Annotated in this window: 24 protein-coding genes; 6 read left to right on the top strand and 18 right to left on the bottom strand. The window is 71.0% G+C overall.

From position 1 onward, the window contains the following. Positions 1-1366: 1366 nt before the first annotated feature. A complete protein-coding gene (locus tag AB0J16_RS31410) occupies positions 1367-1810 on the bottom strand; it encodes a MarR family transcriptional regulator (protein WP_358545795.1) in 444 nt (147 codons plus the stop codon). A gap of 89 nt (positions 1811-1899) precedes the next feature. Between AB0J16_RS31410 and AB0J16_RS31415 the strand changes: the two genes are divergently transcribed. Continuing rightward, positions 1900-2283 (top strand): PPOX class F420-dependent oxidoreductase, encoded by a 384-nt coding sequence (locus AB0J16_RS31415; RefSeq protein WP_358187081.1) that lies wholly within the window; start codon positions 1900-1902, stop codon positions 2281-2283. Positions 2284-2793: 510 nt separating this feature from the next. Here AB0J16_RS31415 and AB0J16_RS31420 read toward each other — a convergent pair. Further along, complete coding sequence (locus AB0J16_RS31420; RefSeq protein ID WP_358545797.1) at positions 2794-3447, bottom strand: HAD family phosphatase; 654 nt, start codon at positions 3445-3447, stop codon at positions 2794-2796. A 31-nt stretch (positions 3448-3478) separates the two neighbouring features. On the opposite strand from AB0J16_RS31420, the gene AB0J16_RS31425 reads away from it, so the two are divergent. Further along, a complete protein-coding gene (locus AB0J16_RS31425; RefSeq protein ID WP_358545799.1) occupies positions 3479-4945 on the top strand; it encodes a glycosyltransferase family 39 protein in 1467 nt (488 codons plus the stop codon). Positions 4946-4997: 52 nt separating this feature from the next. Here AB0J16_RS31425 and tyrS read toward each other — a convergent pair whose 3' ends face one another. Beyond that, the gene (gene tyrS, locus AB0J16_RS31430; RefSeq protein ID WP_358545801.1) at positions 4998-6263 is read right to left on the bottom strand and encodes a tyrosine--tRNA ligase; all 1266 of its coding nucleotides are present in this window, start codon (positions 6261-6263) and stop codon (positions 4998-5000) included. A gap of 84 nt (positions 6264-6347) precedes the next feature. Here tyrS and AB0J16_RS31435 point away from each other — a divergent pair, with 84 nt between their 5' ends. Continuing rightward, entirely contained in the window at positions 6348-6749 is a 402-nt protein-coding gene (locus AB0J16_RS31435) for a PH domain-containing protein (RefSeq protein ID WP_358545803.1), read from the top strand. Here AB0J16_RS31435 and AB0J16_RS31440 read toward each other — a convergent pair. From AB0J16_RS31440 to argC, 9 genes are read right to left on the bottom strand one after another with little or no spacing between them, the layout of a single operon-like run. Beyond that, complete coding sequence (locus tag AB0J16_RS31440; RefSeq protein WP_358545805.1) at positions 6689-7465, bottom strand: DNA-3-methyladenine glycosylase; 777 nt, start codon at positions 7463-7465, stop codon at positions 6689-6691. The two genes, AB0J16_RS31435 and AB0J16_RS31440, sit on opposite strands and share 61 nt — an antisense overlap. An 8-nt stretch (positions 7466-7473) precedes the next feature. Beyond that, positions 7474-8895 carry an argininosuccinate lyase gene (gene argH / locus AB0J16_RS31445; protein ID WP_358545807.1) on the bottom strand — a complete coding sequence of 474 codons (1422 nt, stop codon included), beginning with the start codon at positions 8893-8895 and terminating at the stop codon, positions 7474-7476. Between the two features lie 32 nt (positions 8896-8927). Continuing rightward, positions 8928-10127 (bottom strand): argininosuccinate synthase, encoded by a 1200-nt coding sequence (locus AB0J16_RS31450; RefSeq protein WP_358545810.1) that lies wholly within the window; start codon positions 10125-10127, stop codon positions 8928-8930. A 28-nt stretch (positions 10128-10155) separates the two neighbouring features. After that, complete coding sequence (locus AB0J16_RS31455) at positions 10156-10650, bottom strand: arginine repressor (protein WP_358450328.1); 495 nt, start codon at positions 10648-10650, stop codon at positions 10156-10158. A gap of 8 nt (positions 10651-10658) precedes the next feature. Continuing rightward, the gene (gene argF, locus AB0J16_RS31460) at positions 10659-11591 is read right to left on the bottom strand and encodes an ornithine carbamoyltransferase (protein ID WP_358545814.1); all 933 of its coding nucleotides are present in this window, start codon (positions 11589-11591) and stop codon (positions 10659-10661) included. Beyond that, entirely contained in the window at positions 11588-12754 is a 1167-nt protein-coding gene (locus AB0J16_RS31465; RefSeq protein WP_358545817.1) for an acetylornithine transaminase, read from the bottom strand. Before AB0J16_RS31465 ends, argF begins: the two co-directional genes overlap by 4 nt. Further along, complete coding sequence (gene argB, locus AB0J16_RS31470; protein ID WP_358450312.1) at positions 12754-13626, bottom strand: acetylglutamate kinase; 873 nt, start codon at positions 13624-13626, stop codon at positions 12754-12756. The genes AB0J16_RS31465 and argB overlap by 1 nt, the downstream gene beginning before the upstream one ends. Further along, positions 13623-14774 (bottom strand): bifunctional glutamate N-acetyltransferase/amino-acid acetyltransferase ArgJ, encoded by a 1152-nt coding sequence (gene argJ, locus AB0J16_RS31475; RefSeq protein ID WP_358545820.1) that lies wholly within the window; start codon positions 14772-14774, stop codon positions 13623-13625. The genes argB and argJ overlap by 4 nt, the downstream gene beginning before the upstream one ends. Before the next feature lie 55 nt (positions 14775-14829). Continuing rightward, the gene (argC, locus tag AB0J16_RS31480) at positions 14830-15858 is read right to left on the bottom strand and encodes an N-acetyl-gamma-glutamyl-phosphate reductase (RefSeq protein ID WP_358545823.1); all 1029 of its coding nucleotides are present in this window, start codon (positions 15856-15858) and stop codon (positions 14830-14832) included. Between the two features lie 211 nt (positions 15859-16069). Between argC and AB0J16_RS31485 the strand changes: the two genes are divergently transcribed. Continuing rightward, complete coding sequence (locus AB0J16_RS31485; RefSeq protein ID WP_358545826.1) at positions 16070-17731, top strand: class I adenylate-forming enzyme family protein; 1662 nt, start codon at positions 16070-16072, stop codon at positions 17729-17731. A 46-nt stretch (positions 17732-17777) separates the two neighbouring features. Here AB0J16_RS31485 and AB0J16_RS31490 read toward each other — a convergent pair whose 3' ends face one another. From AB0J16_RS31490 to nuoB, 6 genes are read right to left on the bottom strand one after another with little or no spacing between them, the layout of a single operon-like run. Further along, positions 17778-19241: an NADH-quinone oxidoreductase subunit C gene (locus AB0J16_RS31490; protein ID WP_358545831.1), complete on the bottom strand. Its 1464-nt coding sequence runs from the start codon at positions 19239-19241 to the stop codon at positions 17778-17780. Continuing rightward, positions 19238-20770, bottom strand: a complete 1533-nt coding sequence (locus AB0J16_RS31495; protein ID WP_358545835.1) for a proton-conducting transporter membrane subunit — start codon at positions 20768-20770, stop codon at positions 19238-19240. The genes AB0J16_RS31490 and AB0J16_RS31495 overlap by 4 nt, the downstream gene beginning before the upstream one ends. Next, positions 20770-21429: a hypothetical protein gene (locus AB0J16_RS31500; RefSeq protein WP_358545838.1), complete on the bottom strand. Its 660-nt coding sequence runs from the start codon at positions 21427-21429 to the stop codon at positions 20770-20772. Before AB0J16_RS31500 ends, AB0J16_RS31495 begins: the two co-directional genes overlap by 1 nt. A 5-nt stretch (positions 21430-21434) precedes the next feature. After that, positions 21435-22361, bottom strand: a complete 927-nt coding sequence (locus tag AB0J16_RS31505; RefSeq protein WP_358546392.1) for an NADH-quinone oxidoreductase subunit H — start codon at positions 22359-22361, stop codon at positions 21435-21437. Positions 22362-22366: 5 nt separating this feature from the next. After that, positions 22367-24349 carry a proton-conducting transporter membrane subunit gene (locus AB0J16_RS31510; RefSeq protein ID WP_358545841.1) on the bottom strand — a complete coding sequence of 661 codons (1983 nt, stop codon included), beginning with the start codon at positions 24347-24349 and terminating at the stop codon, positions 22367-22369. After that, positions 24346-24783, bottom strand: coding sequence for an NADH-quinone oxidoreductase subunit NuoB (nuoB, locus tag AB0J16_RS31515; protein WP_358545844.1), 438 nt, complete (start codon positions 24781-24783; stop codon positions 24346-24348). The genes AB0J16_RS31510 and nuoB overlap by 4 nt, the downstream gene beginning before the upstream one ends. A 283-nt stretch (positions 24784-25066) precedes the next feature. On the opposite strand from nuoB, the gene AB0J16_RS31520 reads away from it, so the two are divergent. Together AB0J16_RS31520 and AB0J16_RS31525 are read left to right on the top strand one after the other, a co-directional pair. Then, entirely contained in the window at positions 25067-25465 is a 399-nt protein-coding gene (locus tag AB0J16_RS31520; protein ID WP_358545846.1) for a hypothetical protein, read from the top strand. A gap of 75 nt (positions 25466-25540) precedes the next feature. Continuing rightward, positions 25541-25900, top strand: a complete 360-nt coding sequence (locus AB0J16_RS31525) for a nuclear transport factor 2 family protein (RefSeq protein WP_358545849.1) — start codon at positions 25541-25543, stop codon at positions 25898-25900. The last annotated feature ends 55 nt before the right edge of the window (positions 25901-25955 follow it).

Below are 25955 nucleotides of genomic sequence, written 5' to 3' on the forward strand. Positions count from 1 at the left end.
CATGGACATGACGGGGTTGTGCATCATGCACTGGCTTTTAACACACTGTTGAGTTCTCAAGAAACGGACGCGTACTCCCCAACCTGCGAGAGGCGTTCATTTCGTTGTGTCTTAAGTTTATCCAGCTCGTCAGCTTCGCGTCAAATCGGAGACTTGCTTGAAGCTGGGCGAACTGTCTAAGATTGTGCGCCCTGTCTCCAGGGCAACCCTCGTAACTTACCGTGTCATCCTGGGCTTGTCGAATCAACCGATTTTCCGGCGATCTGAGCGCACCCGAGACGACTCGTGCCAGCGAGCGCATGGAAGCGCCTGGCCGAGTGGCTCGTTTCTCAAGGGGTTCGCCCTGGGGGCCCGTCCGCCTGATCGGCGTCCGGCTCACTCCCGGGGCGAAGAGAAGATTAGGTCGCCGTTCGCCCTACGTCAAATCGGTGTTCACGCCCGCTCTCTAGGTCTCCACGGGACCTCCAGCAAGGCCGGTTCTGATCTGCGCAAACGCCGTGCAGATCGGAGACTCGAGGTGTTCAAGTCACGGAAACTAGGGACATGGCAGGACATGTCCCTAGCTTCCGCGAGGGAGATGGCGGGGCACGGCGAGGCTCGGAAGCCATTGCCGACATGCGGATGAGCAAGATGAGCCATAGGGCGGGGCGGGCGACCCTGCGTCCTGTGCGCGGTCCGGACCGACGATGGTCCGGACCGACTGCGGACCGGGCAGAAGGCGAGCCGGAGCAGAGGGCGAGCCGGGCAAAGGGCGAAGCAGGCCGACCACGAAGCGGGCAGACGGCGGAGAGCGCGGACCGGGGCAGCGGGCGGGCCTAACGGAGGTGATGTCCCGCCCAGGAGTGGATCAACGATCTCGCCGTGCGTTTTCCTACGTGGCAGCACAGGGCCGAGCGGGTGAGAAGCGACGCCGCTCTGCGGGACGTCATCCGAACGGATCGCGGGACAGGCCTCGCGCATGGCCGGGGTGAACAAGTAGACACCCATCAGCGCCAGGTCGCTCTTGGGGTGCTGCGGCTTCTCCTCCAGGAACGGATCCTGGAGGAAACGGATCGCGACCGGACAGCGGCCGGACGGCCAGACGGGTCGCGACTGGACGGATCCCGGACCAGATGGATCGGACGGACGGACGGACCGATCCCAGACCAGACGGATCGCGAGCCGAACAGGAGCGCGGACCGAACAGGAGCGCGGACCGAACAGGTGAATGTGGCACCGCAGGGATGATGTCCCACTGAGCGGCGATCCACGATCTCGTTACATGGCTTCTACCAGGGATGATCATGGTCGAGCGGCCGAGAATCCACACCGCTCCGCAGGGCGTCATCACAACGGGACACCCGGTGTAGGGGCCGAGGGCAAGCCTTCACAGTTGCCCGGACGCCCGGTCGATCGCCGCTCCGCAGCGTCGGAGGAGGGAGCGGAGGGTGTCACGCTCCTCTGCGGTGAGTTCGTCCGCTATCGCCTGCTCTATCCGCACCGCCCGCTCGTCCGCCTCCTCTAGCGCGATGCGGCCGGCGTCCGTGAGTCGGGTCTCCAGGACATTGCCGTGCCATGGATGCGGCGTACGTTCGACCATCCCACGTGCCTCGAGGTTTTTCAGCACCACGGTCATCGCCTGCGGGGTCACCAAGCAGGCTCGGGCGAGAGCGGCGGCCGAGATGCCGGGGTTGGCAGCTAATACGTAGAGCGTCGCGTATTGCGGAACCGTCAGCCCCGCGGGCCTGACCGCGACCTGCTTGGCGGCGATCAGTTCCTGCTCGGCTCGCTTGATGTCGAGGCCGAGGCGCTCCTCCGCGGGCATGCCCATGGCACGAGATGCTACAAGCAATCTAGCATTGACGATTATCAAAGCTTTGATAATGTGCAGAACCGTACACCCGATTGAGGAGGCGTCACGTGATTCCTGAGAGCCATCTGGACCTGTTGACCAGGCCGCTGTTCGCGCATCTGGCCACCATCGCGCCAGACGGGAAGCCACATGTGAACCCGGTCTGGACAGTGTGGGACGGTGAGTTCCTGCGCTTCACGACTACCACGGACCGCCAGAAATACCGAAATGTCGCGGCGAATGGGAACCTGGCGGTCTCCATCAACGACCCTGACAAGCCGTACCGGTACCTGGAGATCCGAGCCGTGGTGGAGCGGATCGACCCCGACCCGTCGGGCGACTTCTTCGACGTGCTCGCCACCCGCTACGGCCTGCAGTACGACCGGCCGGTGGGCGACGCGGAGCGGCGGGTGGTCATCGTCGCCCGGCCGACACGTACGACCAGCCAGTGACGACACGTACGACCAACCCGTGACGACGCATATGACCAGCTCGTGAAACGATCAGCGACCAGCCGGTGAAGCCCGGGGCGGCCGCCATGGCACGAGCCGCCGCCCGAGCGGGCCGGGAAGCGCAAGACCGCCGCGAATGAGTGGCGAGACCTGCGGGAGTGCAAGACCACTACGGGTGGGCGAGACCTGCGAGTGGGCGAGACCTGCGAGTGGGCGAGACTGCAGCAGGTGAGCGAGATCTGCGAGTGGGTGAGACCGATGCGGGTGAGCGGGGCTGGTCAGGCTCACCCGCGACCGCCGGGGGTGGGTGATGGCTTGGCCAAGGCCCACGCGAAAGACAAGCCCGGCGCCCCGTGGGCCGGCGCCGTGGCTGATACCGCGGGAACGACGCTGCTCGAACGAATCAGGTGGCGTCCCTCCCGCCTGTGGATCAACGATCTTGTTGTTCGGTTCCTCCGCGGGCGCACAGGGCTGAGCGAGTGAGAAACTAGACCGCTCTGGGGGACGTCATCACGAATCACGCTCGGCGCCGACGGATCGAACCCCGCCCGAAGGCGCGGACAGCCAAGACCCACCGGAAAGCGTGAGCGCGCGTACCTGCGCCGGCGAGACGAACAGCTCCGCCGCCATCCCCGCCTCCCGAGCCGCGACCACATTGACCTCGTTGTCGTCGAAGAACAGCGCCTCCCCCAGCTCCACCCCCAGCCGCTGCGCGCAGATCTCGTACGCGCGCCGATCCGGCTTGGCCACCCCGATCCGGCACGAGTACGTCAGCGACGCGAACCGTCCCAGCCAGTCACCGTGCCGCGCCTCCCACAGCGGCACCAGGTCCGGGACGATGTTCGACAGCAACCCCAGTGTCCGTCCCTGATCGGCCAGTTCGTGCACCACGGCGACCATCTCGTCGTCCACGTGGCACCAGCTCTCCAGGTCGGCCGCCATCAGCGCGTCCACATCGGCGAACCGCGTGCCCAGCCGTCCGGCGACCGCCGCCCAGTACGCCAGAGCGTCCTGACCGGCGTCATAGTCGGGCCGGCACCCCCAGTACGCCTCCCAGAAGCTCTCCCCCGGCACTCCGGAAAGGTCGACGAGGCCCTGTTTGGCGTCAGCCGTCTGGACGCGGGCGATAACTCCGTAAAGGTCAAACACGATCACTTCAGGCATAAATCTGAGCCTATGCGCGTATTCTGCCCCGGTGACCACCGCCTCCACCCTCGCCCCTCCAGCCCGGCCAGTCGTACGTTCGCGCAGGTCAAGCCCGTGGTGGGTGGCCGGAATCGGCGGAGTCGTGGCGTTCAGCGGCTCGGGCTCCGCCTCTCTCAACGGTGACGAGCTGGCCACGATCAGCGCCGCGTCCCGGTCGTTGCCGGGGTTGTGGGAGCTGGCGCGGCACATCGATGGTCATTTCCTGCCGTACTACCTGTTCATGCAGCTCTGGGCGAAGGCCGGGACCGCGGAGCTGTGGCTGCGGCTGCCGTCGGCGCTGGCCATCGGGGTCGCCGTGTGGTTCCTGGTGGACCTGGGGCGGCGGCTGCACGGTACGTGGGCGGGGGTGACGGCCGGCCTGCTGTTCGCGGCGCTGCCGTCGGTGTCGTACTACGGCGCCTTCGCCCGCTCGTACGCGCCCGCGGCCGCCGCGGTGGTCTTCTCGTTCTGGGCCCTTCACCGCGCCATGCGAGCCCAGCAGCAGGCCACGCAGGCGGAGCAGCAGGCCGAGCGCGCGCCCTGGGTGGTCTACGCGTCGGCGGTGGCGTTGGTGTGCTGCACGCACCTGTTCGCGGTGCTCGTGCTGCCCGCTCAATTGGTCGCCGCCGTAGCACTGCTCCCCCGCCGTACCGTGCTCCTGAGGTGGGCGCCCGCGGTCGCCGTCGGCTGCCTGCCCGCGCTCGTTCTCGGTCTGGTCGGGTACGGCGAGCGGCATGCGATCAGCTGGATCCCGCAGCGCGGGCCGGAGGTGCTGCTGAAGTTCCCGAAGATGGCGGCGGGGAGCACCGAGGTGGGGGTGGTGCTGTTCGTGGTGGCGCTGGCCGGTGTGGTGCTGCTTCGCAACAGGGCGTGGGCGGGGACGCTGCTGGGCTGGCTGGTGCTGCCGCCCGTCCTGCTGCTGGCGGTGTCGCATCTGGTGACGCCGGTCTATGTGGACCGGTACCTGTTCGTCGCCGCGCCCGCTCTGGCGTTGCTGGCGGGGATCGCGGTGGCGAGTCTTTCGCGGGGAGGGGTGGTGGCCTGCTGCGGGCTGGTGGTGGTCGCCGTGGCGGTGGGCGTACCGCAGCAGGTGGAGGTGCGGGAGGCCAACGGGCGCTTCGAGGACTTCCCGTGGGCCGTGCGGAAGGTGGAGGCGCGGCCGGGGGACGCGATCGTGTTCGGGCAGAGCTCGGTGCGGGCGGGGTTCGACTACTACCGTGACGGGTCGACGCCGGACGACGTGCTGCGGCTGGGGGCCGCTCCGGAGGCGGAGGGGTTCGGCTTTCCTGAGCGCGATGACGTCGCCGCCGCGCTGGCCGATCGGGAGCGGGTCTGGGTCGTGTGGCGCGGGGTCAAGTCCGCCGGCCAGAAGCTGCCGCGGGTGAAGGCCGTACGGGAGGCGGGCTACGAGCAGACCGGGTCCTGGCACTCGGCGGAAACGCCCGGCCTCACCGTCGCCCTGTTCGCCCGCAAATAGCCCAGGGCCCTTCCCCCAACAAGGGAAAGGGCCCGCACAGGGTCAAGAAAAGTCAGCCGACCTCGACGCCGCCGACCGCCTTCTTGCCGCGCCGAAGCACCATGAACCGCCCGTGGAGCAGGTCCGAGGCCTCAGGCACGTACGACTCGTCGGTGATCTTGACGTTGTTGAGGTACGCGCCGCCCTCCTTCACCGCCCGCCTGGCCGCCGACTTCGACTCCACCAGCCCGCTGTCCGCCAGCAGGTCCACGAACGGCGCCCCGAGAGCCGCAACCGTCGCCTTCGGCACCTCGGCCAGCGCCGCGGCCAGCGTCGAGCCCGGCAGCTCTTCGAGGGACCCCTGCCCGAACAGCGCCTTGGACGCCGCCACGACGGCCGCCAGTTCGTCGGCGCCGTGGACGAGCGTGGTCAGGTCCTCGGCCAGCGTCCGCTGCGCCTCGCGGGCGAACGGGCGGTCGGCCACCGCCTTCTCCAGCGCCTCGATCTCCTCGCGCTCGCGGAAGGTGAACACCTTCAGGAAGCGCACCACGTCGCGGTCGTCGGCGTTGAGGAAGTACTGGTAGAAGGCGTAGGGAGAGGTCAGCGCGCCGTCGAGCCAGACCGACCCACCGGCGGTCTTGCCGAACTTGGTGCCGTCGGCCTTGGTGATCAGCTTGCCGGTCAGGGCGTGCACGTGGCCGCCCTCGACGCGCCTGACCAGGTCGACGCCGGCCGTGATGTTGCCCCACTGGTCGCTGCCGCCGACCTGGAGGGTACAGCCGTTGCGCCGGTAGAGCTCCAGGTAGTCGTTGGCCTGCAGGATCTGGTAGCTGAACTCGGTGTAGCTGAGGCCCTCACCGCCGAGCCGGGCCGCCACCGACTCGCGGGCGAGCATCCGGTTGACCGGGAAATGCTTGCCGATGTCGCGCAGGAAGCCGATGGCCGACATCTCGGCGGTCCAGTCCAGGTTACTGACCAGCGCGGCCGAGGTGGGGCTGTCGTCGAAGGTCAGGAACTTCTCCACCTGCACCCGGATCCGGGAGACCCATTCCTCCACGACCTCGGTGGTGTTGAGTACGCGTTCGGTGCTGCGGCCGCTGGGGTCGCCGATCAGGCCGGTGGCGCCGCCGACCAGGCCGATCGGCTTGTGGCCCGCCCGCTGGAAGCGGGTCAGGATCAGCAGCGTGGCCAGGTTGCCCATGTGCAGGGACGGCGCGGTCGGGTCGAAGCCCGCATAGACCGTGATCGGACCTTTCGACAGCGCCGCGCGCAGGGCGTCGATGTCGGTGGTCTGCGCGAGGACGTCGCGCCATTCGAGCTCATCGAGAATGTCGGTCACGGTGCTGGCTTTCCAGGAGACGTCGAGTGGTTACAGAGTGCCCGATCGCGCCGGATGACCGCCACTTGGATAATCTCGGTCGCCATGTGGAAGGTCCGTCGCGAGCTGGCCGTTTTCAAGATCCTAGGGGCTGTGGCGTGTGCCGGTCTCGCCCTGTTCTGGTATCTCCAGGGTGATGTACGCGGGGTGGTGCTGGCCGTGCCGGCCGCCCTGCTGGTGGGGGCCATGGGGCTGCGTGACGTCCTGGTCCCGGTACGGCTGGCGGCCGACGAGAGCGGCGTCACCGTGGTGCACGGCTTCGCCGGCCGGCGGCACGTCCCGTGGGAGGCGATCGAGGACGTGCAGGTGGACGTACGCAGGAGGTACGGTCTGCGCAGCGAGATGCTGGAGATCGACACCGGCGACCAGCTGCACATCTTCAGCGCTCACGAGCTGGGTGCCTCCCCGACCGAGGTGGCCGCGGTGCTGCGGCGGCGCGGCACGTGAGGCCGGAACGGTGAGACGGTCGGGTCGCCGTCGATCCAGAACCGCCACGGGGTGTCCTTGGCGGTCGAGATCCCGGTGCGCGGCCCCGACCTGATCGTGTCCGCCTCCGCGGGCCGCCCGCCGAGCACGGCCACGGTCCCCTTGGGGAGCCCGGTGAGCCACGCCGCGTGTTCGGGCTGAGCGCCGCCTTTCTCGGACAAACGGGGCAGCCCGGCGGCTGAACCCTCCCATACGGCGTCGAGCCCGTTGTGCTCGCGCGCCAGCCCGAGGGCGACCGCCAGCCGGGCGGGGCCGCGGGCGAGGTCGCGGTCCGCGATCGGCTTGCGCCCGGAGGCGGGCGGGCCGTCGCCGTCTCCTGAGCGGCGCGAGCGGGCCAGGTCGGCCCGCGCCACCACCTCACCGGCGCGCAACAGCACCGCCGACCCGTGGTCCTCGGGCAGGCACACCAGGTTCGCGCAGAAGTGCATGCCGTAGGTGAAGTACACGTACAGATGCCCAGGTGGCCCGAACATGACCGCGTTCCTGGGGGTCCGTCCCCGGTAGGTGTGGGCCGCCGGATCCTCGCCGGGGCCGCCGTACGCCTCGACCTCGGTGAGCCGGACCGCGACCGGGCCGTGCACGAGCACGCGCCCGAGCAAGTCGGGCGCGACCTCGTGCGACGGCCGGTCGAAGAAGCTGCGCGGCAGGGGTGCCGAGTCCAGGGTCCCGGAGTCCATGCCGAGCGCTAGGCCCCCGCGGCCCACGCCGCCTGGGCGTCGACCGTCTCGCGCAGCGCGGCGAGCTGGTCGCGGACCCGGTCGGGCGCGGTGCCGCCGTGGGCCTTGCGGGCGGCGAGGGCGCCGGGGACGTTGAGCACGTCGCGGACGTCGGGGGTGAGGTGCGGCGAGACCTTGCTGAGCTCGTCGTCGGTCAGGTCGCCCAGGTCCTTGTCGTTGACCTGGCACCACACCACCAGGTGGCCGACCGCCTCGTGGGCGTCGCGGAACGGCACGCCGCGGCGTACGAGCAGTTCGGCGAGGTCGGTGGCCAGCGCGAAGCCGTCGGGAGCCGACGCCTCCATGCGCGCGGTGTTGACCCGCATGGTGGCGACCAGGCCGGCCATCGCGGGCAGGACGAGCAGCAGCGTGTCGACCGAGTCGAACACCGGCTCCTTGTCCTCCTGCAGGTCGCGGTTGTAGGTGAGCGGCAGGCCCTTGAGCGTCGTGAGCATCGCCATGAGGTTGCCGATGAGCCGCCCGGACTTGCCGCGGGCCAGCTCGGCGACGTCGGGGTTCTTCTTCTGCGGCATGATCGATGAGCCGGTGGAGTAGGCGTCGTCCATCTCGATCCAGCGGAACTCCTGCGAGGCCCAGAGCACGATCTCCTCGCCGAGCCGCGACAGGTGCACGCCGATCAGGGCCGCGTCGAACAGGAACTCCGCCGCGAAGTCACGGTCGGACACCGCGTCCATGGAGTTGAGCGCGGCGAAGGAGAAGCCGAGCTCGACGGCCACGGCCTCCGGGTCCAGCGGCAGCGACGAGCCGGCCAGCGCGCCGGCGCCGAGCGGCGAGACGGCCGCGCGGCGGTCCCAGTCGGTGACCCGGTCGATGTCGCGGGCGAAGGCGTGCACGTGCGCGAGCAGCTGGTGTCCGAAGGAGACCGGCTGCGCGTGCTGCAGGTGGGTCATGCCGGGCGCGGCCGTGTCGGTGTGCTGCTCGGCCTGGGCCATCAGCGCCGTCTCCAGCTCGACCAGCCGGGAGACGATCGTGCGGGCGTGGTCGCGCAGATAGAGGCGCAGATCGGTGGCGATCTGGTCGTTGCGGCTGCGGCCGGCGCGCAGCTTGCCGCCGAGCGAGCCGAGCCGCTCCAGCAGGCCGCGTTCGAGCGCGGTGTGCACGTCCTCGTCGGCGACCGTCGGCCGGAACTCGCCCGCCTTGCAGGCCCGCTCCAGGTCATCGATCGCGCCGATCATGCGTTCGAGCTCGTCGTCGCTCAGCAACCCCGCCTTGTGCAGCACCCGGGCGTGCGCCCTGGACGCCGCCAGGTCGTACGGCACCAGCCGCCAGTCGAAGTGCACGCTCACCGACAGCCGGGTCAGCGCGTCGGCGGGACCCCCTTCGAATCGCCCGCCCCACAGCCGCATCGGCTTGCCATCACTCACCGTCATCTCCTTCTCGTCCCCCGCGACCATAGTGCACATCATCCTTTCTTCGCGTCGCGCGCGGCGGCGATCTTGGAGGGCAGACTGAACAGCTGGACGAAGCCCTTGGCGAGCGACTGGTCGAAAGTGTCGCCGGTGTCGTAGGTGGCCAGCGAGAAGTCGTACAGCGACTGCTCGGAGCGGCGGCCGCTGACGGTGGCCTTGCCGCCGTGCAGAGTCATCCGGATGTCGCCGGTGACGTGCTTCTGGGCCTCGGCGATGAGCGCGTCGAGGGCGTCCTTGAGCGGCGAGAACCATAGGCCGTCGTAGACGAGCTCGCTCCAGCGCTGGTCGACGCCGCGCTTGAAGCGGGCCAGGTCGCGTTCGACGGTGACGTTCTCCAGCTCCATGTGCGCGGTGATCAGCGCGATCGCGCCGGGCGCCTCGTACACCTCGCGCGACTTGATGCCGACGAGCCGGTCCTCGACCATGTCGATCCGGCCGACGCCCTGCGCGCCCGCGCGGGTGTTCAGCTCGTCGATCACCTGGTACGGCGTGAGCGAACGCCCGTCGAGCTTGACCGGCACGCCCTGCTCGAAGGTGATGACCACCTCGTCGGCGTCACGGGGGACGGCCGGGTCGGCGGTGTAGGCGTAGACGTTCTCGGTGGGGCCGTTCCAGATGTCCTCGAGGAAGCCGGTCTCGACGGCCCTGCCCCACAGGTTCTGGTCGATGGAGAACGGGTTCTTCTTGGAGGTCTCGATCGGCAGGCCCCGCTGCTCGGCGTACTCGATCGCCTTGTCGCGGGTCCAGGCGAAGTCGCGGGCCGGGGCGACGACCCGCAGGTCGGGGGCGAGCGCGGCCAGGCCGGCCTCGAAGCGTACCTGGTCGTTGCCCTTGCCGGTGCAGCCGTGGGAGACGATCGTGCCGCCGAACTGCTTGGCCGCGCTCACCAGGTGCTTGACGATGAGCGGGCGCGACAGCGACGACAGGAGCGGGTAGCGGTCCATGTAGAGGGCGTTGGCCTGCAGCGCGGGCACACAGAAGTCGGCCGCGAACTCCTCCTTGGCGTCCACGACGACGGATTCGACCGCGCCGCAGTCCATGGCCCGCTTCTGGATCACCTCCATGTCCTCGCCGCCTTGTCCCAGGTCCACGGCGACGGCGATCACCTCGGCGTCCATCTTCTCGGCCAGGAACGGGATCGCGACGGAGGTGTCCAGACCTCCGGAGAAGGCGAGTACCACTCTCTGAGTCATCGGTACCTCCAAAATCTTGGTAAACGGGCTAAGTACGCCGGGCGGCGATCCTCAGCAAGGCCTCGGCCACGACGCTCCCGCCCTGGGGATCGCGGCTGATCACGAGGATCGTGTCGTCGCCCGCCACCGTGCCGAGGATGGACTCCCAGTCGGCGTGGTCGATGGCCGAGGCCATGAACTGGGCGGCGCCCGGCGGAGTCCTGACGATGACCAGGTTGGCCGACGCCTCGGCGGAGACCAGCAACTCCTCGGCGATCCGGTGCAGCCGGGCGGCCGGGGACTCGCCGGTGCCCAGCCTGGCCACCCGGATGCGGCCGCCGCCCTCGCCGGGCAGCGCGTAGACCAGCGAGCCGTCCTCGGCGCGCAGCTTGAGCGCGCCGAGTTCGTCCAGATCGCGCGAGAGCGTGGCCTGGGTGACCTCCACGCCGCTCTCGGCCAGCAGCTTGGCCAGCTCGGGCTGGGAGCGGACGGCCTGCCGCTGCAGCAGGTCGGTGATCTTCGCCTGCCGCGCGACCTTGGTCATCGGGATGGTCACGCGGTGCTCACCAGCCAGTGGAGCAGCGCCTTCTGCGCGTGCAGCCGGTTCTCGGCCTGGTCCCACACCGCGCTGCGCGGGCCGTCGATCACTTCGGAGGTGATCTCGTAGCCGCGGTAGGCGGGCAGGCAGTGCAGCACGATCGCGTCGAGCGCGGCGTGCTCCATGAGCTCGGAGTTGACCTGGTACGGCATGAGCACGCGGACCCGCTCGTCCTTGCCGTCCTGGCCCATCGACACCCAGGTGTCGGTGGCGACGACGTGCGCGCCCTGGACGGCGGCGACCGGGTCGGTCAGCGAGATCACCGAGCCGCCGGTCGTCGCGGCGATGGCGGCGGCCCGGTCGAGGATGACGGCGTCCGGCTGGTAGCCGACCGGGGCGCCGATCCGTACGTGCATCCCGGCCATGGCGCCGCCCAGCAGGTAGGAGTGGGCCATGTTGTTGGCGCCGTCGCCCAGATAGGTCAGCGTCAGCCCACCCGTCCCGCCGCCGAACCGTTCGCGGATGGTCAGCAGGTCGGCGAGGATCTGGCAGGGGTGGAACTCGTCGGTCAGCGCGTTGACCACCGGCACGGCGGTGCCCGCGGCCATGAGCTCGAGGCCCGCCTGGGCGCCGGTGCGCCAGACGATCGCGGCGACCTGCCGTTCGAGCACTCTGGCGGTGTCCTCGATCGGCTCGCCTCTGCCCATCTGGGAGTTGCCGCCGTCGATGACCAGCGGGAGCCCGCCCAGCTCGCCGACGCCGACGGCGAAGGAGATCCGGGTCCTGGTCGAGGGCTTGTCGAACAGGACGGCGACGGTCTGCGGCCCTTCGAAGGGGCGGTAGCCGTAGCGGTCCTTCTTCATCGCGGCGGCCAGGTCGAGAACCTCGCCCTGCTCGGCGGGCGACAGGTCGTCGTCCCTCAGGAAGTGCCTGACAGTCGCCGTCATTTCGCCGCCTCGGCGAGGATCTCGGGGAACGCGGCCACCAGCGCGTCGACCTGCTCGGCCGTCACGACCAGCGGCGGCGCGATCCGTACGGCGTCCGGCTGCAGCGCGTTGACCAGGAAGCCCGCCTCGGCCGCCGCCTGCTGCACCTTGCCGGAGACCGGCTCGGCCAGCACGGCGGCCAGCCACAGCCCACGTCCGCGCACACCTTTCAGCAGCGGGTGAGCCACCGCTTCGAGCCCGGCCCGCAGCCGGGCTCCGGTGGTCCGCACGTGGTCGAGGTCGAGGTTGTCGAGCACGGCCAGCGCCGCCGCGCACGAGACCGGGTTGCCGCCGAAGGTGGAGCCGTGATCGCCCTTGTCGAACAGCCGGCCCGAGTCGCCGAAGCCGACGCACGCCCCGATCGGCAGGCCGCCGCCCAGGCCCTTGGCCAGGGTCAGGATGTCGGGGGTGACGCCGTCGGCCTGGTGGGCGAACCAGTGCCCGGTGCGGCCGATCGCGGACTGGATCTCGTCGGCGACCAGCAGCGCGCCGGTCGAGTCGCAGATCTCGCGGGCCGCCGCGAAGTAGCCGTCGGGCGGCGGGACCACGCCTGCCTCGCCCTGAGTGGGCTCCAGGAAGACCGCGATGCAGTCGCCGGTCACGGCCTCCTTGAGGGCGGTGGCGTCGCCGTACGGGACGAACTGGACCTCTACCGGGAACGGGCCGAACTGGTCGCGGATCGACTTCTTGCCCGTCAGCGAGAGGGCGCCGATCGTGCGGCCGTGGAAGCCGTTCTCGGCGGCGACGAAGTAGGTGCGGCCGTCGCGCCTGCCGTACTTGAGCGCGAGCTTGTAGGCGGCCTCGTTGGCCTCGGTGCCGGAGTTGGCGAAGAAGACGCGGCCGGGGGCGTTCAGCAGGCCGAGCAGCCGCTCGGCGAGCAGCACCTCCGGCTCGTGCAGGTAGAGGTTGCTGGTGTGCGCGAGCGTCGCGACCTGCTTGGAAACCGCCTCGACCAGGGCCGGGTGGGCGTGGCCGAGCGAGCTGACGGCGATGCCGCCGACGAAGTCGAGGTATTCCCTGCCGTCGACGTCCCACACGCGGGTGCCCTCGCCTCGTGCCAGGGCGATCGGCGGGACGCCGTAGTTGGGCATGAAGGCTTGTTCGAACCTGTCGCGAAGGTTCATCAGGGCATCACCATGGTTCCGATTCCTTGGTCGGTGAAGATCTCCAGCAGCAGCGAGTGGGAGACCCGGCCGTCGAGAATGTGCGCTTGGGGGACGCCGCCCTGGACCGCCGTCAGGCAGGCCTCCATCTTCGGCTTCATGCCGCTGGACAGGGAGGGCAGCATGGCCGCGAGCTCGGCGCCGTCGAGCTTGTCGATCACGTCGGTGTCGTCGGGCCAGCCGGCGTACAGGCCCTCGACGTCGGTCAGGACGATGAGCTTCTGCGCCTGGAGGGACACGGCCAGCGCGGCGGCGGCGGTGTCGGCGTTGACGTTGTAGATCTCGCCGTCCTCGCCGCGGGCGACGCTGGAGACGACGGGGACGCGGCCGTTGTCGATCATGGCCTGGACGGCGCCCGGGTCGACCTTGACGATCTCGCCCACCTGGCCGATGTCGACGTGCTCGCCGTCGACGAGCGCGTGCTTGCGCTCGGCGGTGAACAGGTGGGCGTCCTCGCCCGACATGCCGACCGCGAGCGGGCCGTGCCGGTTGATCAGGCCGACGACGTCGCGGTTGACCTGACCGACCAGGACCATCCTGACCACCTGCATGGCCTCGGGTGTGGTGACCCGCAGCCCGGCCGTGAACGTCGACTCGATGCCGAGCCGGTCGAGGTGCTTGCTGATCTGCGGGCCGCCGCCGTGCACCACGACCGGCCGCAGACCGGCGTAGTGCAGGAAGCCGATGTCCTCGGCGAAGCCCTCCATGAGGGATTCCTCGATCATCGCGTTGCCGCCGTACTTGATGACGACGGTCGCGCCGTGGAAGCGGGCCAGCCAGGGCAGGGCCTCGATGAGGGTGTCCGCCTTGGTGTGGGCGGTGATGGTCCTCATGAGGAGTACGCCGAGTTCTCGTGGACGTAGTCCGCGGTCAGGTCGGTGGTGTGGACGGTGGCCGAGTGGGTGCCCGCCGACAGGTCGATGGTGATCGTCACATCGCGCGGGCGCATGTCCACCTTGTTCCGGTCATCGCCGACCGCGCCGCCGCGGCAGATCCAGATGCCGTTGATGGCCACGTTCAGCCGGTCGGGCTCGAAGACGGCGTCGGTGGTGCCGACGGCGGCCAGCACGCGGCCCCAGTTGGGGTCCTCGCCGTGGATGGCGCACTTGAGCAGGTTCGAGCGGGAGACGGTGCGGCCGACCTTGACCGCGTCGTCCTCCGACGCCGCGCCGACCACCTCGATGGCGATGGCCTTGGACGCGCCTTCGGCGTCGACCAGCAACTGCCTGGCCAGGTCGGCGCAGACCTCGGTGACCTTCTGCCCGAACTCCGCCAGGTCCGGCTTGACCCCGGCGGCACCGCTGGCCAGAAGCAGGACGGTGTCGTTGGTGGACATGCAGCCGTCGGCGTCGAGGCGGTCGAAGGTCTTGGAGGTGGCCTCGCGGAGCACGGTGTCGAGCTCTTCCGCGGTCAGGTCGGCGTCGGTGGTGATCACGCAGAGCATGGTGGCCAGGGCCGGGGCGAGCATGCCCGCGCCCTTGGCCATGCCCCCCACCATGTAGCCGTCGGCGCGCTTGAAGGAGATCTTGGAGACGGTGTCGGTGGTGCGGATGGCATCGGCAGCGGCCAGCCCGCCGTCGCGCGACAGCTGCGCGGCGGCGCGCTCCACTCCGGCCAGCAGCGCGTCCATGGGCAGCCGCTCACCGATCAGGCCGGTGGAGCAGACCGCGATCTCGCCCGCCGAGTCCTGGAGCACCTCGGCCGCCTTCTCGGCGGTGGCGTGCGTGTCCTGGAAGCCCTCGGGGCCGGTGCAGGCGTTGGCGCCGCCCGAGTTGAGGACGACCGCACGGACCCGGCCGCCGCGCAGGACCTGCTGTGACCACAGGACCGGGGCCGCCTTGACGCGGTTGGCGGTGAAGACACCGGCCGCGGCTTGGTTGGGTCCGTCGTTGATGACCAGGGCCAGGTCACGGGCGGCGCCGGACTTGATGCCCGCGGCGACGCCCGCGGCTCTGAAACCGAGGGGAGCGGTCACGCTCATGCGTTCTCCTCTGCCGGCCGCTGGACTGCTGTGTCGGTTGGTGCGCTGCGCTCTCTCACGGAGCAACTCCTGTCAGGGGGAGGCCGAGCTCTTCCGGCAGGCCGAGTGCGAGGTTGACGCTCTGGATCGCGCCTCCGGCCGTGCCCTTGGTGAGGTTGTCGATGGCGATGACGGCGACCACGCGGCCCGCGCGCTCGTCGAGCGTCACCTGCAGGGCGGCGGTGTTGGCGCCGTAGGTCATCGCGGTGGCGGGCCAGGTGCCCTCGGGCAGCAGGTTGACGAACGGCTCCTTGGCCAGCGCGTTCTCGTACGCCTCGCGCACGGCGGCCTTGGTCAGCCCGGGCGCGGCGGGGGCGGAGCAGGTGGCCAGGATGCCGCGGCTCATCGGGGCCAGCGTCGGGGTGAACGACACCCGGACCGGCGTGCCCGCGACGGCGCCGAGCGCCTGCTCCATCTCCGGGGTGTGGCGGTGGACGCCGCCCACGCCGTAGGCGCTGACCGAGCCCATGACCTCGCTGCCGAGCAGGCTGGGCTTGAGCGACTTGCCCGCGCCGCTGGTGCCGCTGGCCGCGACGACGACCACGTCGGGCTCGGCCAGGCCGGCGGCGAAGGCGGGCAGCAGAGCGAGGATGACGGAGGTCGGGTAGCAGCCGGGCACCGCGATGCGCTTGGCGTCCTTGAGCACCTCGCGCTGGCCGGGCAGCTCGGGCAGGCCGTAGGGCCAGGTGCCGGCGTGCTCGCCGCCGTAGAACTCCTGCCAGGCGGCCGGGTCGGCGAGCCGGTGGTCGGCACCGCAGTCGACGACGATCGTGCTCTCGGGAAGCTGGGCGGCGACGGCGGCGGAGTGGCCGTGCGGCAGGGCCAGGAAGACCACCTCGTGCCCGGCCAGCGTTTCTGGGGTGGTGTCCTCGATGATCCGGTCGGCCAGTTGCGGGAGGTGTGGCTGGTGGGCGCCGAGCGCGCTGCCCGCGCTGGCGGCCGCGGTGAGCGTGCCGATCTCGAGCTCTGGATGCCCGAGCAGCAGGCGCAGAAGCTCACCGCCCGCGTAGCCGCTGGCTCCCGCGATCGCCGCTCTCATTCCCAACCCCCTGCATAATCATGCACCTAAACTCATGTCCTTACTATGACGATGATGCACTCCAGGGCATGAACACGCAAGCTGGGCGCGCCATTGCGCTCACATAGCGAGACGGTTAACCCCCCGTTTCAGCCGGATTTCGCGCTCTAGCGCGACGTACCTACCGGTCGGTACTGTGATTTATCCGATAGCGCCGTCCACCGCGGGAGTACTTCGCATGACTCTTTCTCATGCCCAGGTCCAAGCCCAGCTCACCGGTCCTGGCCAGCTTTTCGAGATGGAGGAGATCGGCGATACGGGGGTGCGGACCTGGAAGCACGCTCCAGGCCACTTCCGCGCCCTGCTGGAGATGAGCAGGTACCACGGTGAGAAGGAGTTCCTCGTCTACGAGGACGAGCACATCACCTTCGAGGAGCACTTCCGGCGGGCGGCGACGCTGGCCAACCGCCTGGTGACGGACTACGGCGTGGCCAAGGGCGATCGGGTGGTCGTGGCCATGCGCAACTATCCAGAGTGGGCGGTGGCCTTCTCCGCCGCCCTAGCCGCCGGGGCGATCGCCGTGCCGCTCAACGCCTGGTGGACCGAGTCGGAGCTGGCGTACGGCGTGCGCGACTGCGACGCCAAGGTGCTGATCGTGGACGGTGAGCGGGCCGTCCGGCTCGCGGACACCGGCGTGCCGATGATCGTGGCCAGAGGCGAGGTGCCCGAGGGCGCGCGGTCGTTCGGCGAGGTGCTGGGCGAGGTCAGCGGGGATGTGACGCTGCCGGACGTCCGGCTCTCCCCCGAGGATCCGGCCACGATCTTCTACACCTCCGGTACGACCGGGCATCCCAAGGGGGCGCTGGGCAGCCACCGCAACCTGGGCCAATCGCCGATGACCCTCGCCTACGGGCTGATACGGGGGGTCGCGCTGGCGGGCAAGGACGTCGCCGCGGCGACGGGCACGCGCCGGGTGACGCTGCTGACCGTGCCGCTGTTCCACGTCACCGGCTGCTTCTCCGCGCTGACCACCACCATGTTCGCGGGCGGCGGCCTGGTCCTGATGTACAAGTGGGACCCCGGGCAGGCGCTGCGGCTCATCGAGCGGGAGCGGATCACCGCGATGATCGGCGTGCCGACCAACGCGTGGCAGCTGATGTCGCATCCCGACTTCGTCAAGTACGACCTGTCGTCGTTGACCACCCTCGGCTACGGCGGGGCACCGGCTCCGCCGAAGCTGCTGGAGCGCATCGGCGAGAACCTGCCCGACCGCGCCGCCTCCAACGGCTACGGCATGACGGAGACGACTGGCCTGGCCATCGGCAACGCCGGCCCCGACTATCTGGCCAGGCCCGACAGCATCGGCCTGCCCACGGCCGTGGTCGACATCCGGGTGACCGGCCCGCTGGGCGAGGAGCTGCCGCCCGGCGAGGTGGGCGAGCTGTGCGTACGCGGCGCGAACGTCATCATGGGCTACTGGAACAAGCCGGAGGCGACGGCGCAGACCTTCGTCGACGGCTGGCTGCACACCGGTGACCTGGCCAAAATCGACGAGGACGGCTTCGTCTACATCGTGGACCGAGCGAAGGACATGGTCATCAGGGCCGGCGAGAACGTCTACTGCGCCGAGGTGGAGGCGGCCCTGTTCGAGCACCCGGCGGTGGACGACGCCGCGGTGATCGGCGTCCCGCACGACGAGCTGGGCGAGGAGGTGGGCGCGGTGATCCGGCTCAAGCCGGGCACCTCGACCACCGCCGAGGAGCTTCAGTCCTTCCTGGTGGAGCGCATCGCCAAGTTCAAGATCCCCGCGCACATCTGGTTCAGGGACGCGGAGCTGCCGCGCAACCCGGGCGGCAAGATCCTCAAGACCCACCTGCGCCGCGAGGTGCTGGGCGGCTAGAAGGCGCGAGGTGCCGGACGGCTGGAGACCGTGAGGTGCTGGGCGGCTAGAGGTCGTTTCCCGCGTAGGACAGGTTGAAGCTCTTGTTGACCAGCGGGAAGTCGGGCACGATCGCCCCGCCCAGTGCGACCGGCAGGGCGGGCCAGTTGAAGAACGACGGATCGGCGATCTTCACTCTGGCCAGCCTGCCGTCCGCGCCCAGCTCGACGCGATGGACGATCGTGCCCCGCCAGCCCTCCACGATGCCCACGCCCGAGCCGCGCCGCCCGTCCGGCAGGCTCCAGTCACCCGAGGTGTGCGCCAGCCGGTCGATCAGCCCGATCGAGGCGGCGATCTCGTCGGCCCTGACCTGGAAGCGGGCCAGCACGTCTCCCCCGGCCCGGACCGCCACCGGGAATGGCCCCAGATCGATGAACGGATGGTCGCGACGGGCGTCGACGTCGAGCCCGCTGGCTCTGGCCACGTAGCCGAGCGTGCCCAGGTCCGCGGCGGCCCGCTCGGTGAGCACGGCGGTGCCGGTGAAGCGGTCCGACACCACGCCGTGGCCGAGCGCGAGCCCGACGATCTCGGCCACCTCGGCGCCGAGCGCCGCGAGCCTGGCGGTGTCGGGCAGGGCCAGCGGCTCGGCGCCGCCGAGCCGGATCGCGCCGCGTAGCAGGCGGTGGCCGGTGACCTCCGCGTTCACGCGCAGCAGCTGCTCGCGGACGGTGCCGCAGTGGGCCTGCAGCACGCTGTGGGCGACGTCGTTGCAGAGCGCGCCCAGGTCGGTGACGTGGTTGTAGAGGCGTTCGAGCTCCAGCAGCACGGCTCGGGCGCGCTGCGAGTCGGGGTCGACGGCCGTGCCGGTGGCCTCCTCGACGGCCAGGCAGTAGGCCAGGGCGTGGCCGACCGAGGTGTCGCCGCTGACCCGCTCGGCCAGGGCCAGGCCGTCTTCCGGCCGGCGGCCCTCGAAGAGCTGCTCAAGGCCCTTGTGCACGAACCACAGGCGGGCCTTGAGCTTGAGTATCGTCTCGCCGACCACCGAGAAGCGGAAGTGGCCCGGTTCGATGCAGCCCGCGTGCACGGGGCCGACCGGGATCTCGTAGACGCCGTCGCCCTCCACGTCGCCGAACGGGTACGGGCCCTCGGGGTCGCCGAACGACGGGGGCGGGCCCGCGTCGGGGAGCATCGGGTACCAGCCTCTGGGCCAGTGGTGGTGCCGGACCAGGCGGCTGGGCAGCGGGTGGTCTTCGGGGGTGATGCCGTACAGGTCGCGGATCTCCCGCTCGAAGCGCCCGGCCGGGAAGGAGAGGGTGGCCAGGCTGGGTACGGCGGGTTCGGTCAGGCGTACGTGGAGCTCGGCCCGCCGCGCCGGACGGGCGGCGGTGAACAGGTAGACCAGCCGGAAGCCGTCGTCCTCGGCGTGCGCGGCCACGAGCGCGACGCGGTGTCCCAGAGCCAGCAGCTCGGCGGCGCACCCCGCGAGCTCGCCGGGGCTGATCTCGGCGACCAGCGGGAGCGTGGCCGTCATCGCGCACCTCCCATGGCGCTCAGCGGCGGTCCGGCGGTCGCGATGGTGACGGCGGACTCCAGGAGCGGCCGGAGCGGCCCCAGCGTCACACCGAGCACCGCGCACGCCACCAGCCCGACGACCAGCGGCACGCCCGCGCCACGCGACCGCCCGCCGAACCCGTCCCCCGCCCCGCGCGACCGCTCGCCGGAGCCATCCGGCGGCGCGGCGCTGGAGCCGTCCGGTGGCGCGGCGCCGAGCAGCATGCGGCCCGCCGCTCTGCCCACCCCGGCGACGATCACCAGCATGAGCACCAGCGCGGGCGCCACCGCCCACCCGAGCCCGGCCGCGAACCCCGCCCGCACGATCCCCAGCTCACTGGCGAACAGGCTGAACGGCGGCAACCCCAGCAGCGCCAGCAGCCCGAGCCCGAAGGCCGCGGCCAGCCCTGGCGCCCGCCCGCCGAGCCCGCGCACCGCGTCGACGCTGCTGCTCCCGGCCGCCTGCTGGATCCGTCCCGAGCCGATGAACAGCACCGACTTGCCCAGCCCGTGCCCGAGAATGTGCAGCAACACCGCGCCCAGCGCCAGACCGTTGCCGATGGCCGCGCCGAGCGCGATCAGCCCCATGTGCTCAATGCTCGAGTAGGCCAGCATCCGCTTGAAGTCGCGCTGCCCGATCAGCAGCGCCGCCGCCACGGCCAGCGACGCCAGCGCCACCACGATCAGCAGCATCCGGCAGAAGCCCGCCCCGAGCGCCACGTCGGAGACCACCTTGACCCGCAGGATCGCGTAGAACGCCACCGACAGCAGCACCCCGGACATCAGCGCCGAGACCGGCGCGGGCGCCTGGCTGTGGGCGTCGGGCAGCCAGGCGTGCAGCGGCGCGAGCCCGGCCTTGGCGCCGAAGCCGAGCACGAGCAGCACCACCGCGATCCGCGTCACCCCCGGGTCCAGCCGCCCGGCGTGCTCGGCGAGCGAGACCCAGTCGAGCCCTTCGCGCGATGACAGCCCGGCGTGTACGGCGGCGTAGTGCACCATCACCAGGCCGAGCAGCGCGAGCGCGATGCCGACCGAGCAGATCACCACGTACTTCCAGGCCGCCTCGGTGGCCTTCCTGGTGCGGCGCTGCCCGACAAGGAACGCGGTCAGGATCGTGGTCGCCTCGACCGCCACCCAGAGCACCCCGAGGCTCGCGGCCAGCACGGCCGTCGCCATCGCCGCGACGAAGCACTGGGTGAAGATCCCGTAGCTACGGGCGGCCCGCGGCCCCGTACGGCCGGCGGCCGCCTCGGCCCGCAGGTAGCCGGGGCTGGCCAGCATCGCCAGCAGCGCCACGACGCCGATCACGATCAGCATGTACGCGCTGAGCGCGTCCACCCGCAGCAGCCCCCACAGCCCGCTTCCCTCCCCGGCCCGCGCGAGCAGGACGGCGGCGGCGAGCAGCCCGCCCGCGGACAGGGCGCCGAGCCACTCCGTCACACGATTCCAGCCGAAAAGGGCATACAGGCACGCGGCCGCGAGCGGCAGCGCCACCGGGACGATCACCATCAGTCGTGCAGCTCCCGTAGCTCGTCGAGGTCGGTGCCGCCGAACGCGGCCCGCATCCGGGTGGTCAGAACCTGCAGCGCCAGTACGGCCAGCAGCACGTCGAGGGAGACGCCCAGCTCCACCACCAGCGGTACCCCGGTGGTGGTGAGGAAGGCGGCGGCGGTGATGGCGTTGTCCATCAGCAGGAACCCGACCACCTGCGACAGCGCCCGCCTCCTGGTGACCAGGACGAAGAAGCCCACCAGCAGCACGGTCAGCGCGATCGGCACGGCTTGGGTGGCGGGCGTGGGCGCCAGGCGTACGAGGGGCTGGGAGACCGCGTACGCGAGCATCGTCAGGACGGCCGTGACCAGCAGGGACGCGGCGACGCTGACGTGCGGCCGGGCCTCGCGCCCCTCCTCGCCGGCCGCCAGCGCGCGCCGCATGAGGTAGGGCAGGAGCACCGCGCGCAGCAGCCCCACCCCGAGCCCGAGCACGGTCAGCTCGATGTCGGCCTCGTGCAGCCCCCTGACCGCGATCAGGGCGCCCAGCGCCACCCCCTGCAGCCCGAACAGCCAGATGATCGCGGCCAGGTCGCGCCGCCACAGGACCAGCACCCCCGTCAGCAGGAAGGCGCCGCAGGCCAGGTCGAGCGCCTGCACGTACACGGGATCAGTCATCTCACTCACGCCAGGAAGAAGGAGGCGGCGACCGCCAGCAGGGCCATCAGGAACGAGCCGGCCAGCAGCTCGGGGATGCGGAACAGGCGCAGCTTGGCCATGAACACCTCACCGGCCGCCAGCAGGCCGCCCAGTAGCGACACCTTCAGGGCGAACGCCATCACGGCGACCAGCAGCATGATCGGCCCGGCGCCCGCGGTGGCGATGCCGACCGGCGCGAACAGCGCGGCGAACAGCCCGAGCATGACCGTGAGCCGCATCGCCGAGGCCCACTCGATGAGCGCCAGGTCGGGACCGGCGTACTCCAGGATCATCGCCTCGTGGATCATCGTCAGCTCCAGGTGGGTCGACGGGTTGTCCACCGGGATCCGGCCCGACTCGGCGATCGTGACCACCGCGAGCGCGACGGCGGCCAGCAGGCTCACCGGGGAGATGACCGACAGCGGGCTGCTGGCGGTCTCGGTGACGATCGCGCCGAGGTCGGTGGTGCCCACGCGGATCGACAGGGCGAAGACGGCCAGCAGGATCGTCGGCTCGACCAGGGCGAGCACGGTCATCTCCCGGCTGGCGCCCATCCCGCCGAACGCGGTGCCCGTGTCGAGCCCGCCCAGCGCCAGCGCCACCGAGCCGAGCGCGAGCAGCGCGGCGACCGCGAACAGGTCGGCGACGCCGTCGAGCGGCGAGGCGGCGGTGACCAGCGGCACCGCCGCCGCGACCACCAGCGTGGTCCCGGCCAGCAGCGGCGGCGCCGCCCTGAACAGGTAGCCGGTGCCGTGCGGGGCGATGGGTTCCTTGCGGGCCAGCTTGCGCAGGTCGCGCCACGGCTGGCGCACCCCGGCGCCCGCGCGCCCCTCCAGGCGGGCCCTGACCTGGCGCATCAGTCCGGCCAGCAGCGGCGCTCCGGCGGCCACCACGAGCACCTGCAGCACCATGGCGATCACGAGATCACCGCCAGGACGATCAGCACGCCGGTCAGCGCGTAGAAGCCGTAGGACAGGTAGCGGTGGACGCTGCCGTCGGCCAGCCGCCGCGCCCGCGCGCCGAGCCTGACTGCGGCGGCCAGCACCGGCTCGTACAGGCGCCGTTCGACCCGGTCGGGCACCCTGGCCCGGAACCGTACCCGCTGGACCAGGTAGGCCGACTCCTTGACGGCCGTCACGTCGATGGCGCTCTCCGGTTGCAGGGCGTCGACGAAGACCCGTTGCAATGGCTCGGCGAAGGAGGTGGCGGTGTACTCCATGCGGGCCGAGACCGGTCCCGCGCCGCAGTCCCACAGGCGGGCCGTCCGTCGTGGGCGCCGGGCGGCCACCGCGCGGACCAGCGACAGCACCGCCGTCACGGCCCCGGCCAGCGCCAGCGCGATGAGGACCGGCGAGATCGAGCCGGTGATCGCGCTCAGCCGGAGCGTCACCTCCCCGGTGACCGGCCGGCCCGCCGGGATCACCCGCGCGACGGCCTCGGTGAGCGCGGGCAGGACCAGCGCGGGGTCGAGGGCGAGCAGCAGGCAGGCCGCCGCCGCCAGCGCCGTCCCGCAGATCGCCGTACGAGGGCTCTCCACCGCTCGTTCGGCGGCCGGAGTGCGCGGCCGGGCCAGGAACCCGACGCCGAACGCCTTCACGAACGTGGCCACGGCCAGTCCCGCCGTCAGCGCGATGGCGCCCACGGCCAGCGGCATCGTGACCGCGCCCGCCACCCCCGAGGCGGGCAGCGCGTGGATGAGGCTCTGCAGCAGCAGCCATTCGCTGACGAAGCCGTTGCCGGGCGGCAGCGCCGACGCGCACAGGGCGCCGACGGCGAACAGGGCCGTGGTGTACGGCATTCGGGTGCGCAGGCCGCCGAGCGCGTCGAGATCCCTGGTCCCCGTCGCCCGATGGACCGAGCCGGCCGCCTGGAACAGCAGCGTCTTGAACGCGGCATGGTTGACGACGTGCAGCAGGGCCGCGGTGAGGGCGAGGGCGGCCAGCGGGCCGGCGCCGTCGGCCGCGAAGAAGCCGGCCGCGCCGACGCCGATGAGCACCAGGCCCATGTTCTCGGTCGAGGAGTAGCCGAGCAGCCGCTTCAGGTCGGTGGCCATGGCCGCGTGGAGCACTCCGTACAGCGCGGACAGGGCGCCGAGCGCCAGGACGATCCACCACCACCAGACGGGACCACCACGCAGCAGGTCGAGGCCGACCCTGACCACGCCGTAGACGCCCATGTTGACCATGGCGCCGCTCATCAGCGGCGACACGTGACCGGGCGCGGCCGGGTAGGCCCTGGGCAGCCACACGTGCAGCGGCACGATCCCGGCCTTGGCCGCGAACCCAGCCAGAGTGGCCAGGAAGATCACGTCCTTGGCGACGGGCGACAGCTCGGCCACGCGCAGCTGGTCGAAGCCGTCGCCCGTGGCTCCGGCCGCCAGGTAGCAGAGTCCGCACATGATCGTCACCAGGCCGAGATGGGTCATGACGGCGTACCAGAGCGCGGCCTTCCTGACCGACGGCCGGTCGCGGTGCTCGGCCGCCACGAGCAGGAGCGAGGTCATCGCCATCAGCTCCCAGCCGAACAGGAACGTGCTCACGCCGCCGGCCGCCGGCACCAGCAGCAGCGCGGCCACGAACAGCGGCATGACCACCCGTGTCGCCCTGGCCGCGCCGGAGCCGATGCCGTGGATCGCCGCGCACACCGTCACCGCGCCCGTGATGGCGGTGAACAGGCCGCCGAGCGGGTCGAGCGTCAGGCGCAGGCCGCCCAGGGGCAGCAGGTCGGGCAGCCAGGCCGACCAGCCGTGGCCGAGCGTCGCCCGCACCCCCGCCACGGCCGCCACCACGCCGGCCAGCGCGGTGATCACTTCCGCCGTGACGGTGATCGCGCGTGGGCGCGGCAGGGCGAGGAGGGCGGCGGCCAGGCAGAGGCCCAGGGCGCACGCGTAGAGGATCATCGCCCGGTCATCCCGCGAAGCGCCTCGATGATCGCCTCGGGCGGCGGCGGGCACCCGGTCACCTCGACGTCGACCGGCACCACGTCGCCCACCGCGCCCACGACGCCGTACGCGCCCGCGAACACCCCGCAGTCACGCGCGCAGTCGCCCAGCGCGATCACCACGCGCGGCTCCGGCACGGCCTCGTAGGTGCGGCGCAGCGCCATCTCCATGTTGCGCGTGACCGGCCCGGTGACCAGCAACGCGTCGGCGTGCCGCGGCGAGGCGACCAGCCGGGCGCCATAGCGCTCCGCGTCGTAGACCGGCCCGAACACCGAGGCGATCTCCACCTCGCAGCCGTTGCACGAGCCCGCGTCCACGTGGCGGATCTGCACCGAGCCCGACAGCTCGGACGTTTCGCAATCTTTCCCGCGTTCCAGCGGCGGCTCGGCCATCCGCCCCGTCTTCCGGATTTTTCCCCACAGACCCACTGCGACCCCCCCATCGCCCCCGACCTGCGAGAACACCGTCCCGCGCCGGGCTGACCACTATGCCGGGCCCGCAGGCGGCTCTGAGTGCGCAACCGCTAAAGATCTCCCTCGGGACGGTCTTTTGGGAGCCGCGTCCCAGGTGGAGCCGGAGATAAGCGCGCGCATTACCTCTGGCGTAATCGCGGCGCCCGCACCCCCGCTGACATGGTTCTCATGTCCGAACGAACCGCTCGAAGGGAGCGCCGAAATGACCGCCCTCACTGTGACCGACCGGGCCAGGTTCCTGCGCCTGGCGCTGGCCTCCGACGCCGTCGTCACCGGTGTCAACGGGCTCGTCTACCTCGCCGCCGCCGGTCCCGCCAGCGACCTGCTCGGCCCGGACGCGGGCCTGCTCAGGGCGATCGGCGTCTTCCTTCTCGCGTACGGCGCGGCGGTCGGCCTGCTGGCCGGCCGCCAGACGATCAGCCCGGCGGCGACCAAGGCCGTGATCGCGCTCAACGCCGCCTGGACCCTGGCCAGCGTGGCCGCCGTGGTCACCGGGATGACGGGGTTCACCATGCCCGGCGCGGTGTGGGCGATCGGCCAGGCTCTCGTGGTCGGCGTCTTCGCCGAGCTGCAGATCATGGGCCTCCGCCGCCTCCGCTGACCCACTCTCACTATCACCGGAGCCTCCGCAGGCTCCGCTGACCCACTCTCACTATCACCTGAAAGGTAAACAACCATGAGCAACGAACTGGTCGACCGCTACATCGCCGCCTGGAACGAGACCGACGCGGACGCCCGCGCCAAGGCCGTGGCCGAGGTCTGGACCGAGGACGCGACCTACACCGACCCGCTGGCCGAGGTCTCCGGGCACGCCGGGCTCGCCGCGCTGATCGAGGGCGCGCAGGGCATGTTCCCGGGCTTCGTGTTCAGCCCCGGTGAGGTGTACGACGCCCACCACGACATCGCCCGGTTCACCTGGCACCTGGGTCCGGCGGGTGAGGAGCCGGTGGTGGTCGGGTTCGACGTGGTGCAGCTGGCCGCGGACGGGCGGATCGCCAGGGTCCTGGGCTTCCTGGACAAGATGCCCGCCGCCTGAACACCGCTTCACAGGGTAACTCTGCTTCACTGGGCCCCCGGAGACACCACACTCC

This window comes from Nonomuraea sp. NPDC049750, from assembly GCF_040659625.1.
In the GTDB taxonomy this organism is placed as follows: Bacteria; Actinomycetota; Actinomycetes; order Streptosporangiales; family Streptosporangiaceae; genus Nonomuraea.

What these genes read in the sequence shown, in the direction of transcription:
- AB0J16_RS31440 (WP_358545805.1), bottom strand. Translation starts at nt 7,465, where the DNA reads ATGGACTCCGGGACCCTGGACTCGGCACCCCTGCCGCGCAGCTTCTTC.
- AB0J16_RS31500 (WP_358545838.1), bottom strand. Translation starts at nt 21,429, where the DNA reads ATGACTGATCCCGTGTACGTGCAGGCGCTCGACCTGGCCTGCGGCGCC.
- AB0J16_RS31485 (WP_358545826.1), top strand. Translation starts at nt 16,070, where the DNA reads ATGACTCTTTCTCATGCCCAGGTCCAAGCCCAGCTCACCGGTCCTGGC.
- AB0J16_RS31465 (WP_358545817.1), bottom strand. Translation starts at nt 12,754, where the DNA reads ATGAACCTTCGCGACAGGTTCGAACAAGCCTTCATGCCCAACTACGGC.
- nuoB (WP_358545844.1), bottom strand. Translation starts at nt 24,783, where the DNA reads ATGGCCGAGCCGCCGCTGGAACGCGGGAAAGATTGCGAAACGTCCGAG.
- AB0J16_RS31435 (WP_358545803.1), top strand. Translation starts at nt 6,348, where the DNA reads ATGTGGAAGGTCCGTCGCGAGCTGGCCGTTTTCAAGATCCTAGGGGCT.
- AB0J16_RS31490 (WP_358545831.1), bottom strand. Translation starts at nt 19,241, where the DNA reads ATGACGGCCACGCTCCCGCTGGTCGCCGAGATCAGCCCCGGCGAGCTC.
- AB0J16_RS31450 (WP_358545810.1), bottom strand. Translation starts at nt 10,127, where the DNA reads ATGACTCAGAGAGTGGTACTCGCCTTCTCCGGAGGTCTGGACACCTCC.
- argJ (WP_358545820.1), bottom strand. Translation starts at nt 14,774, where the DNA reads ATGAGCGTGACCGCTCCCCTCGGTTTCAGAGCCGCGGGCGTCGCCGCG.
- AB0J16_RS31420 (WP_358545797.1), bottom strand. Translation starts at nt 3,447, where the DNA reads ATGCCTGAAGTGATCGTGTTTGACCTTTACGGAGTTATCGCCCGCGTC.
- AB0J16_RS31505 (WP_358546392.1), bottom strand. Translation starts at nt 22,361, where the DNA reads ATGGTGCTGCAGGTGCTCGTGGTGGCCGCCGGAGCGCCGCTGCTGGCC.
- AB0J16_RS31525 (WP_358545849.1), top strand. Translation starts at nt 25,541, where the DNA reads ATGAGCAACGAACTGGTCGACCGCTACATCGCCGCCTGGAACGAGACC.
- argF (WP_358545814.1), bottom strand. Translation starts at nt 11,591, where the DNA reads ATGACGGCGACTGTCAGGCACTTCCTGAGGGACGACGACCTGTCGCCC.
- AB0J16_RS31520 (WP_358545846.1), top strand. Translation starts at nt 25,067, where the DNA reads ATGACCGCCCTCACTGTGACCGACCGGGCCAGGTTCCTGCGCCTGGCG.
- argH (WP_358545807.1), bottom strand. Translation starts at nt 8,895, where the DNA reads ATGACGGTGAGTGATGGCAAGCCGATGCGGCTGTGGGGCGGGCGATTC.
- AB0J16_RS31455 (WP_358450328.1), bottom strand. Translation starts at nt 10,650, where the DNA reads ATGACCAAGGTCGCGCGGCAGGCGAAGATCACCGACCTGCTGCAGCGG.
- AB0J16_RS31495 (WP_358545835.1), bottom strand. Translation starts at nt 20,770, where the DNA reads ATGGTGATCGTCCCGGTGGCGCTGCCGCTCGCGGCCGCGTGCCTGTAT.
- argB (WP_358450312.1), bottom strand. Translation starts at nt 13,626, where the DNA reads ATGAGGACCATCACCGCCCACACCAAGGCGGACACCCTCATCGAGGCC.
- AB0J16_RS31410 (WP_358545795.1), bottom strand. Translation starts at nt 1,810, where the DNA reads ATGGGCATGCCCGCGGAGGAGCGCCTCGGCCTCGACATCAAGCGAGCC.
- AB0J16_RS31510 (WP_358545841.1), bottom strand. Translation starts at nt 24,349, where the DNA reads ATGATCCTCTACGCGTGCGCCCTGGGCCTCTGCCTGGCCGCCGCCCTC.